This is a genomic window from Thauera sp. WH-1 (assembly GCF_047806685.1).
Lineage (GTDB): Bacteria > Pseudomonadota > Gammaproteobacteria > Burkholderiales > Rhodocyclaceae > Thauera.
Genome location: NZ_JBLQGP010000045.1, coordinates 1 through 10,440, shown reverse-complemented (window position 1 = coordinate 10,440; position 10,440 = coordinate 1). Strand labels below are relative to the sequence as shown.

General features: G+C 61.4%; 6 protein-coding genes and 1 CRISPR repeat array. Of the genes, 5 read left to right on the top strand and 1 reads right to left on the bottom strand.

Translation table 11 applies throughout. From position 1 onward, the window contains the following. Positions 1-110: 110 nt before the first annotated feature. A complete protein-coding gene (locus tag ACMV5O_RS20905; RefSeq protein ID WP_416165250.1) occupies positions 111-1,034 on the top strand; it encodes a hypothetical protein in 924 nt (307 codons plus the stop codon). Between the two features lie 69 nt (positions 1,035-1,103). On the opposite strand, the gene ACMV5O_RS20900 is transcribed toward ACMV5O_RS20905, so the two are convergent. Then, positions 1,104-1,394 carry a nucleotidyltransferase family protein gene (locus ACMV5O_RS20900; RefSeq protein ID WP_416165249.1) on the bottom strand — a complete coding sequence of 97 codons (291 nt, stop codon included), beginning with the start codon at positions 1,392-1,394 and terminating at the stop codon, positions 1,104-1,106. 402 nt (positions 1,395-1,796) lie between these two features. Between ACMV5O_RS20900 and csy1 the strand changes: the two genes are divergently transcribed. From csy1 to cas6f, 4 genes are read left to right on the top strand one after another with little or no spacing between them, the layout of a single operon-like run. After that, positions 1,797-3,164 carry a type I-F CRISPR-associated protein Csy1 gene (gene csy1 / locus ACMV5O_RS20895; protein ID WP_416165248.1) on the top strand — a complete coding sequence of 456 codons (1,368 nt, stop codon included), beginning with the start codon at positions 1,797-1,799 and terminating at the stop codon, positions 3,162-3,164. Next, a complete protein-coding gene (csy2, locus tag ACMV5O_RS20890) occupies positions 3,161-4,147 on the top strand; it encodes a type I-F CRISPR-associated protein Csy2 (RefSeq protein ID WP_416165251.1) in 987 nt (328 codons plus the stop codon). Before csy1 ends, csy2 begins: the two co-directional genes overlap by 4 nt. Positions 4,148-4,182: 35 nt before the next feature. Continuing rightward, entirely contained in the window at positions 4,183-5,208 is a 1,026-nt protein-coding gene (gene csy3, locus ACMV5O_RS20885) for a type I-F CRISPR-associated protein Csy3 (protein ID WP_416165247.1), read from the top strand. Between the two features lie 2 nt (positions 5,209-5,210). Beyond that, on the top strand, positions 5,211-5,774 hold the full coding sequence (gene cas6f, locus ACMV5O_RS20880; protein WP_416165246.1) for a type I-F CRISPR-associated endoribonuclease Cas6/Csy4: 564 nt from the start codon (positions 5,211-5,213) through the stop codon (positions 5,772-5,774). A 130-nt stretch (positions 5,775-5,904) separates the two neighbouring features. After that, a CRISPR array of direct repeats spans positions 5,905-10,315; the repeat unit is 28 nt; unit sequence GATCACTGCCGCATAGGCAGCTCAGAAA. Positions 10,316-10,440: the final 125 nt, after the last annotated feature.

Genomic DNA, 10,440 nt, shown 5'->3' with positions numbered 1-10,440 from the left:
AGGGGGATCCCCCCTCCACCATCACGCTGCTTGATCATTCCGCCGGGAAAAGGCATCAGCAGCAGTGACCATGCTCACTCAACCGTCGCACCCCCGACGCCGTCTTCGCATTGCCCGAAATCCGTAGCCGGCTCGACGCCAACCCGGAGGCCAACCACCTCTTCATCGTGCTCGGCAGCCCGGTCACCGAAGTCGGGCGCGACCACGATTACGACTGGGCGGTGGTCGAACCATCCTCGATGCGCTCGCTCATCCAGCTCGCCGGCCGCATCCGCCGCCACCGCCCGGGCGCGGCAGAGTCTCCGAACATGGTGGTGCTGGACAGCAACCTGCGCCACTTCGAGCACCCCGGCGAACCCGCCTACTGCAAGCCGGGCTTCGAGATGCACGAACCCCGCTTCAAGCTGCAATCCCATTCGCTCGCAGACTTGCTCGAAACCGATCAACGCGAGGTCATCGACGCCCGCCCGCGCATCCTGCCCAAGCCGGACGAAGCGCTGCAGCCGACCGCGAGACTGGTGGATCTTGAGCACGCCCGCATCCAGCACCAGATGCGCCCGCAGACCGGCGAGGCCGAACTCAGCGACTACCAACGGCGAAAGGGCCGCCGCCCCGCTCCACCGATCAATGCCACCACACACTGGCTGCAGCCCGGCGTCTCGCTGACGGCGGTCCTGCCCCAGCAACAGCCCTTCCGCTACGACCCCAAACCCAAGGTGGACGTCGTCCTGCTGCCTGACGAAGAAGGCGAGGACTACGCCCTCCATCGCATTGCGCCCGCGGAGGCGCGCTATCGCAAGCTGTATGTGAGGATCGAGGACGGCCTAAACCACCGCATTGCCGATGCGCAGGTGACCGGCACACGCATGACGCCGTGGGGTGTTACCGACTACATGACGGAACTGGCCGCGCTGGCCGAGGAACGGGACATGACGCTGGAAGCGTGCGGCGAGCGCTACGGCAAGGTGACGCTTCCCGAAAGTGCGCAGGGCTGGCGGTTTCATCCTGCACTGGGGTTTACGAGGAATCGTTGATGGGTCGCGAAACGGTTGAAGCGCTGTCGGAAAGACGCAGCAGAGCCACCGATGCAGGGACAACTCCGGTCACAAGGGTCGGGCCTCGGATAGCACCCGCTGCCGAATCTGTGCCGGAAGGTCACCCGGCGTTACCACATCTACTGGAATGCCAAGCATCTCAACCAGCGCCTCCTGGAGCCCGCCCAAATCGAAGAGTGTCGCCCCGGGGAGAGGGTCGACCAGAAGGTCGAGATCGCTACCGTCCTTATCAGTACCGCATAGCACCGATCCGAATACCCGTGGGTTGGTCACCTTGTGGCGAGAGGCAAGGTCAAAAATCACCTGTCGAACCGATGGCAGTAGGAGCGAGGGTCTCATAAGAACGCTGCCTATTCGGCAGTAAAGCCTCAAGTGGGAGGCCAAGACACATATTTCTTAGCTACCTAGATCGGCAGTAGTCGAAGGATAGCTTATTGGTGATCCGGGCGTAGTCGTTGCGTGAAGCTGTCGTTTCAAGATACATAGGAATTGACTCGGCTGAAATGCTAGCTTAGCCTGGAAGTACCTACCCTGCCGAGAGAGCAGATGCCAGTCCGTTTCTCGGCAGGGGGCACTCAGCAATGCCTTCGCAAGGCAACCACCTACGGGCAATGTCGCAGGAAGGAGGTTCGAGATGTGACCGACCATCGCATGATCAGAAGAGTCTGATCCGAGTTAGTCGATACGCCCCGGAGCACTGCTCCGGGAATTCTACGTTCTTCGTACCTACGTGAGAATCCCATGCCTAGCACTTCCCCCGAACGCCGGGCCGCTTTCCGCAACGCGATCGAGCACTTTCTCAAGGAGCGCCTTGACGCCAAGCTGGACAAGCTCCCGTCCGACGACCCAAAACGCGACGAGTTGATCTCGCAACACACTCGCGAGACTTGGCTGGCCGACGCTGCACGGCGTGTGGCACAGATCCAGATCGTCACTCACACCCTCAAGCCCATCCACCCCGACGCCCGCGGCACCAACCTCTTCCGCGCGCCCAACGAGTTGCCTGCGCACCGGGAAGTCGGCAGCCACGTCCTGAGTCAGGACTTCAGCAGCGACGTCGTCGGCAACGCCGCCGCGCTGGACGTCTTCAAGCTGCTGAAACTGCCGGTGGACGAGCGCCCCCTGCTCGTCTGGATGCAGGACGGCGACCCCGACCTGCTCGCAGCGCTCAGTAACGACACCGATCAGGCAGGCGACTGGCTGATCGCGTTCACCGGCATTACCGCCCCGCGCAGCGCCACGCCAAGTTCGCACACCCTCGCCAAGCAGCTCTATTGGCTGACTGGTGAAGACCCCGCCGACAACACTCACTATCACCTGCTTGCCCCCCTGTATTCGAGCACCCTGGCCCACGCGGTCTTCCAGACCATCAACGAGGACCGCTTCGGCGAGGCCGGCAAGCTCGCGCGACAGGCACGCTACGCGCAACGCGACCACGACACCGGCTATCGCGAGTATCCCGATCTCGCCGTGCAGAAGTTCGGCGGCACGAAGCCGCAGAACATCAGCCAGTTGAACAGCGAGCGCGGTGGCAACAACTACCTGTTGGCCTCACGCCCACCCAAGTGGAGGACGCGTGCATTGAAAGCGCCGCTGTTCACCGATTCGGTATTTCCGCGATTCGGCAGGATTGCGGAAGTGCGAAACACGGTGCGCATCCTGCGTGATTTCCTGGAGAGCGACCCGCCCTCAACCATGGAAACCCGCAACCGCCGCGATGCCCTGCTCGATCGGCTGATCGACGAACTGGTCGACTTCGCCCACCCCCTGCAAGCCACCCTGCCCGCCGGCTGGACGCGCGATACGGAGTGCCGCCTGGTCGAGGCCGAACGGCTCTGGCTGGACCCCGGGCGCGTAGAAACCGACGACGCGACTGACACGGAATTTGGCGGAGCGTGGCGGCGCATGGACTGGCCCGCCGAAATCGGTCGCCGCTTCGGCAACTGGCTGAACCACGAACTCGGGCAGAGCTTGCCATTGGCCGATATCGAGGGCAGGCACTGGCGAGACGAACTGCTACTCCACACGGCATGGGCAGGCAAGTTGCACTCGCTGCGGACACGGGGCGATGCGCCAACCTACATTCCGGTTCGGGAGTCCGTGCAATGAATACCTTGCCCCATAGTGACGGCCTGCTGATCCTGCCGCGCCTGCGCGTGCAGAACGCCAACGCCATCTCCAGCCCGCTGACCCACGGTTTCCCCTCGATGACCGCCTTCCTGGGTTTGATGTGGGCGCTTGCCCGCAAGGTGGAAGCGCACGACTTGCCGCTCGCCTTCGACAGTGTCGGCGTGATCTGCCATGACTTCGATGAACAGGTCACCGAGGGCGGCTATGTGAAGGCCTTCCGCCTGACGCGCAACCCGGTTGACAAGGACGGCGGCAGCGCAGCCATCGTCGAGGAAGGCCGCATGCACATGGAGATCACCCTGATCTTCGGCATCAGCGGCGGCTTCGTGGAACTCGACGAACAAACGCATGACGCCATCGCCCAAGCCGTCGCCTTTGAACTGGCCGGCATGCGCGTTGCGGGCGGCAGCGTGCTGCCCAGCCAAGATTGGCGCAGTCGCCCGGCACTCCTGCGCTTCGGCGACGATGCCGAGGACGTTCGCCGCCGCTTTCGCCATCTGCGCCGCCGCTGGCTGCCGGGCTTCGCGCTGGTGTGCCGGGACGATCTGCTGCATGCGCGTCTCGATCAACTGCGTGAAGCCGCACCGGAGGCGACCGCGCTGGATGCCCTGCTCGATCTGTCGCGTTTTAACTGGCAACCGGTTCGCCCCGATCCCGCATCGACTCCCACGCCGAGCGCGACGGCGAAGGTCGAATGGAAGCCCGAGCCTCGGCCGGGCTGGATCGTACCGATTCCCGTCGGCTTCGGTGCCCTGTCCGAACTGTTGCCCGCGGGCGAAGTACAAAGCGCGCGCGACCGCGACACGCCGTTCCGTTTCGTCGAAAGCCTGTACTCCGTCGGCCAGTGGATCAGCCCGCACCGGCTGGACAACGCCGAGCAACTTCTTTGGTACGCCAGCACCGACTCGAACGCTGGCCTGTACCGCTGCCGCAACGACTTCGCATCGCAGCAATCCGCCTGAACGCACCGAACCTCAATTCGCAAGGAATCCAGATCATGACGCTCAAGACCGCCTCCGTACTCGCCTTCGAACGCAAGCTCGACCCATCCGACGCCCTGTTCTACGCCGGCAACTGGGACCACCGCGACACTGCCAACGACTGGCACGCCGTGTCGATTCGCGAGAAGTCCGTGCGCGGCACCATCTCCAACCGGCTGAAGACCAAGGATCAGGACCCCGCAAAGCTCGACGCCGCAATCGAAAACCCCAACCTGCAAACAGTCGATGTCGCTGCACTGCCCAGCAGCACCGACACCCTGAAGGTCGTGTTCACGCTGCGCGTGCTGGGTGGCACCGGCAAGCCGTCCGCCTGCAATGACGCGGACTACCTGAACAAGCTGCTCGACACCGTGCGCGGCTACGCAGATACGCAGGGCTTCGGCGAGCTCGGCCGGCGCTACGCCTTCAACCTCGCCAACGGCCGTTTCCTGTGGCGCAACCGCATTGGCGCGGAGCAGGTGGAAGTGCGCGTCGCCCATCTGGTGGGCGGTGCGCCGCAGGGGAGCTGGACCTTCGACGCCCTGGCGCTCCCGCTGCGCAGCTTCGATGCCCCATCAGAGGCCGCTGGCGCGCTTGACGGTCTCGCCCGCCTGATCACCAACGGCCTTGCCGGACAGCAACACGTGCTGCTGCAAGTCACAGCCTTCGTCCGCATCGGCGCCGGACAGGAAGTCTTTCCATCGCAGGAGCTCATCCTCAAAGATGAAAGGAACCGTGGCGACAAGAGCAAAACGCTCTACCACGTCAACGACATCGCCGGCATCCACTCGCAGAAGATCGGCAACGCCCTGCGCACCATCGACACCTGGTACGAAGGCGCCGACGAAATGGGGCCGATCGCCGTGGAACCCTATGGCTCCGTCACCACACAGGGCAAGGCGTACCGCCAGCCCAAGCAGAAGCTCGACTTCTACAACCTGCTCGACAACTGGATCATCAAGGACCAGACACCGCCGGTGGAGCAGCAGCACTTCGTCATCGCCACGCTGGTACGTGGCGGAGTCTTCGGCGAGGCGGGCTGAGCATGGACCACTACATCGACATCACCGTGCTACCGGACCCGGAATTCCCGGCAACAACGCTGATGAATGCCCTGTTCGCCAAGCTGCACCGTGGCCTGGTCGATCACGGCGGACAAGACATCGGCGTCAGCTTCCCCGACGTCGTCCAGAGCAAACGAGCGCTCGGCCAGCGGCTGCGCCTTCACGGCAGCAGCAGGAGCCTCGACAGGTTCATGACGACCGGCTGGATGCAAGGCATGCGCGACCACGTCACGGTTACGCCCGTGCAGCCAGTACCTGCCGGGGTGCAGCATCGCGTCGTACGGCGTGTTCAAGCAAAGAGCAACCCGGAGCGACTGCGCCGCCGTCTAATGGTCCGCAAGTCGATTGATGCGGAAGCTGCTCGAGCCGCGATACCCGACGCCGCGGCGAGGATGCTCGAACTGCCCTACGTCGAGATCGGCAGCCGCAGCACGCAGCAACGATTCAGGCTGTTCATTGAACATCTGGAACCTGTATCAACCCCACGCGAGGGCACCTACGGCAGCTACGGGCTCAGTTCGAGCGCAACCATTCCGTGGTTCTAGACCCTTTTTCTGGCGCGGGAAACGGATGCTCTAGAATCAAGGCCTTACGACCCGTGCCAGAAATTGAGTACAACAAGCCCATTTTATAATTTCTCTTTAATAATTAGACCTTTATTTTTTTAGGCATCTAGATCACTGCCGCATAGGCAGCTCAGAAATGATCGCCGCGTTTCGCGCCGGCCGGCTGCGCGATCACTGCCGCATAGGCAGCTCAGAAATTCACTTGCATCGGGATGTCGTGCAGCTCGGCGATCACTGCCGCATAGGCAGCTCAGAAATGCGACTTCGACGCGCTCAGGAAGATCTGATTGATCACTGCCGCATAGGCAGCTCAGAAAAAGCAATCCGAAACAGTGCGCCGCATCTACGCGATCACTGCCGCATAGGCAGCTCAGAAAACTGGCGGCAGGCTCCGTGCATCCAGGCCCGCGATCACTGCCGCATAGGCAGCTCAGAAATTCGTCATCATCGACGAAGCGCACAACATCAAGATCACTGCCGCATAGGCAGCTCAGAAAAGGGTCATCTTTTCGGGCAGGCCGAAGCGGTTGATCACTGCCGCATAGGCAGCTCAGAAATTGAGCCGGAACAGCTCCCACAGCCCTGGATGGGATCACTGCCGCATAGGCAGCTCAGAAAATGCAACCCCGCCCCTATCAGTCGGCGTGCATGATCACTGCCGCATAGGCAGCTCAGAAATTGGCGAACTGCGCGATGAAGGTCGGCAGGTAGATCACTGCCGCATAGGCAGCTCAGAAAGTACTGCCCGGTCTTGTCCTTCTCGACCTTGAGATCACTGCCGCATAGGCAGCTCAGAAATGGCGCGTCGGCCCGGTCGGCTCGCCGCTCTACGATCACTGCCGCATAGGCAGCTCAGAAATGTTCGTCCAGGCGCTTGAGGGCGGACACGGAGATCACTGCCGCATAGGCAGCTCAGAAATTCGTCGGCAGCAGCGCGACGATCTGCGCCTCGATCACTGCCGCATAGGCAGCTCAGAAAGTCCGCCAGGCGCAGTACTCGTGCATCGGATGGATCACTGCCGCATAGGCAGCTCAGAAACGGTCGATGCGATCGCCACGCGGATCGACGTGGATCACTGCCGCATAGGCAGCTCAGAAAAAGAACCGCTATTCCCTCCCGCCGACCCTGCCGATCACTGCCGCATAGGCAGCTCAGAAAGCCAATGCAGCCTGATGCGCGAGTTCGTGCAGGATCACTGCCGCATAGGCAGCTCAGAAAGTTCAGCGGACAGGGCGAAATCCCGATTGCATGATCACTGCCGCATAGGCAGCTCAGAAAACGAAAAGCCCGGTGTTGTACGTCCAGGGCGCGATCACTGCCGCATAGGCAGCTCAGAAATGGCGGGATGCGTGTGCGTTGTGCGATCGACTGATCACTGCCGCATAGGCAGCTCAGAAATTCTGGATGGCCCGCGCAACGGCCAGCATCACGATCACTGCCGCATAGGCAGCTCAGAAAATCCGGTCTCGCGCCAATCGCATCCATCATCTGATCACTGCCGCATAGGCAGCTCAGAAACTGGGCGCACCCCAGAACCTCGGCCTCATCGGGATCACTGCCGCATAGGCAGCTCAGAAAGATTGCGGCCGTCGTGGTGGCGCTCGGGGTGTGATCACTGCCGCATAGGCAGCTCAGAAAACGAGGTCGCGCCTGGCAGTGTTGTTGATATCGATCACTGCCGCATAGGCAGCTCAGAAAACGATGCTGCCCGCGCTTGCGGCCACGCCTTCGATCACTGCCGCATAGGCAGCTCAGAAATGATGAGCCAGGCTGCCACCGCGCTCTCGCGTGATCACTGCCGCATAGGCAGCTCAGAAAGCGCAGGCGGTCGACAAGGGCTTTCGCAAGGCGATCACTGCCGCATAGGCAGCTCAGAAAGTGGCGATGGTGCGCCACTCGTCCGGCCAGTCGATCACTGCCGCATAGGCAGCTCAGAAAGGCGACACCAACCCGTAACCCCATGATCCCCAGATCACTGCCGCATAGGCAGCTCAGAAAAGATGGCGAGCCAGGGCTCGGGGTCGGCGCTGGATCACTGCCGCATAGGCAGCTCAGAAAACATATCCTCGAAGGCGTCTCGTAATGAGTAACGATCACTGCCGCATAGGCAGCTCAGAAATCGTAGGACTGTCGGATTTCGCCAGCCACCGGGATCACTGCCGCATAGGCAGCTCAGAAAATGGCGTTGGTGGTGTAGGCCGGGGCGAGCTGGATCACTGCCGCATAGGCAGCTCAGAAAAAGGGCGCCGTGGCCTCCACGCTAAAGTGCGTGATCACTGCCGCATAGGCAGCTCAGAAAGATCGATGCGATGGCGACCGTTGATCGCAATCGATCACTGCCGCATAGGCAGCTCAGAAAGAGCTGTGCGCGCTGATGCTGGGCCTGCCGCGGATCACTGCCGCATAGGCAGCTCAGAAATTCCGCGTTCGTTGCAAAGCCGATCATCGCGTGATCACTGCCGCATAGGCAGCTCAGAAATGGGCGAAGGGGAGCGCCAGGGCGGCCTCGAGGATCACTGCCGCATAGGCAGCTCAGAAATGCCCGTCATCGGCACGTTCGACGTGCCCACGGATCACTGCCGCATAGGCAGCTCAGAAATGTTGCAGGCAGGACGCTGCAGGCTGCTGCAGGATCACTGCCGCATAGGCAGCTCAGAAATGGAGCGCGCCGTGGCGCTGGATGATTTGGCGGATCACTGCCGCATAGGCAGCTCAGAAATCGATGTCGTCGAAGTGGATCACCGGCTTGCCGATCACTGCCGCATAGGCAGCTCAGAAAGGAACGGCTTGGCCGATGTAGCGGAACATGTCGATCACTGCCGCATAGGCAGCTCAGAAAGACTGGCGCGTGACGCCCGACGGCGACCCTGGGATCACTGCCGCATAGGCAGCTCAGAAATCGAACCGCGCGCCCGGACGGGCCATGTGATCGATCACTGCCGCATAGGCAGCTCAGAAAATTGTCACCGCCGGCAAGAGCCAGTACTTCGCGATCACTGCCGCATAGGCAGCTCAGAAAATGAGCCGCGTGCGATGCACGTCGTTGCTCAGGATCACTGCCGCATAGGCAGCTCAGAAAGTTGTGCCGTCCGACAGATGGCAGAAGCGCAGGATCACTGCCGCATAGGCAGCTCAGAAAATCGATCGCCGCACCGCGCTCGCCTGCGCCGCGATCACTGCCGCATAGGCAGCTCAGAAATGCAAGGGCAAGTGCGTTTTCGGCCTGTGCGAGATCACTGCCGCATAGGCAGCTCAGAAAATCGGCAAAACGCTGCAAGCGGCCTCTGCGCCGATCACTGCCGCATAGGCAGCTCAGAAAGTGCCCGTGAGCCTGGCGGACACATCGTCATCGATCACTGCCGCATAGGCAGCTCAGAAATCGATGCGCTGCGTCTTTTCGGCGGAGATCTCGATCACTGCCGCATAGGCAGCTCAGAAATGAATCCGAACGTGGCCAACCGCAACGCGGGGGATCACTGCCGCATAGGCAGCTCAGAAATGCACGGTTGCAGGCAGCACTGTCGATGCGACGATCACTGCCGCATAGGCAGCTCAGAAAGTGGCGCGCCATCACATCGCCGCCGCCGAATCGATCACTGCCGCATAGGCAGCTCAGAAACGATACGTGGAATGTGCTGGTGAGGTCGATGCGATCACTGCCGCATAGGCAGCTCAGAAAGCGATCGGTCACGGTGCGTGACGCAGACATAGGATCACTGCCGCATAGGCAGCTCAGAAACGCGAAGTCCTGCGCCCGCTCATCGAGGGCGCGATCACTGCCGCATAGGCAGCTCAGAAATGGCCGAGCCACGCCTGGCTATGCCTCGCCTCGATCACTGCCGCATAGGCAGCTCAGAAATGCAAATCAACCTGCGTGCGCTTGAACGACCTGATCACTGCCGCATAGGCAGCTCAGAAAAGGACGGGATTGCGACGCGGCCCGCCTGTAATGATCACTGCCGCATAGGCAGCTCAGAAATCGCCGCGATTGCGGTTGACGGTCGCCATACCGATCACTGCCGCATAGGCAGCTCAGAAATATGGCCGCAGAAAGTAACTATGGGTTATTGAGATCACTGCCGCATAGGCAGCTCAGAAAACGTGCTCGACCCCGATGCGGGTAGTGCGTTGGATCACTGCCGCATAGGCAGCTCAGAAAGCCATGCCCGGCCGCCGCAGCGCGGGCCTGAAGATCACTGCCGCATAGGCAGCTCAGAAATCGGCCGATTCGATGGGCGTGAGCGAGCACGCGATCACTGCCGCATAGGCAGCTCAGAAATATCACCGTCGATGAGTTCGCGCAGTTCGTCCGATCACTGCCGCATAGGCAGCTCAGAAAGCCGAGGGCAAGGGCACCGGCCTGAGCTATGAGATCACTGCCGCATAGGCAGCTCAGAAAGATCATGCGCGACTCACGCGGGGTGAGGATCAGATCACTGCCGCATAGGCAGCTCAGAAAGAAAAGACCCACACCACCGACATGACCGAGTTGATCACTGCCGCATAGGCAGCTCAGAAAATCTTCGCGAACTACGTGCTGGGGGCGGAATCGATCACTGCCGCATAGGCAGGGCTATCGCACTCGAATGACATGCACTTCCTGAAAATCTTCAGAAAAGTCGTTCACGTTCAATAGGTTATGCA

Excerpts from the sequence above, each read along its gene's own strand:
- csy3 (WP_416165247.1), top strand. The coding sequence starts at position 4,183 with ATGACGCTCAAGACCGCCTCCGTACTCGCCTTCGAACGCAAGCTCGAC.
- csy2 (WP_416165251.1), top strand. The coding sequence starts at position 3,161 with ATGAATACCTTGCCCCATAGTGACGGCCTGCTGATCCTGCCGCGCCTG.
- cas6f (WP_416165246.1), top strand. The coding sequence starts at position 5,211 with ATGGACCACTACATCGACATCACCGTGCTACCGGACCCGGAATTCCCG.
- csy1 (WP_416165248.1), top strand. The coding sequence starts at position 1,797 with ATGCCTAGCACTTCCCCCGAACGCCGGGCCGCTTTCCGCAACGCGATC.
- ACMV5O_RS20900 (WP_416165249.1), bottom strand. The coding sequence starts at position 1,394 with ATGAGACCCTCGCTCCTACTGCCATCGGTTCGACAGGTGATTTTTGAC.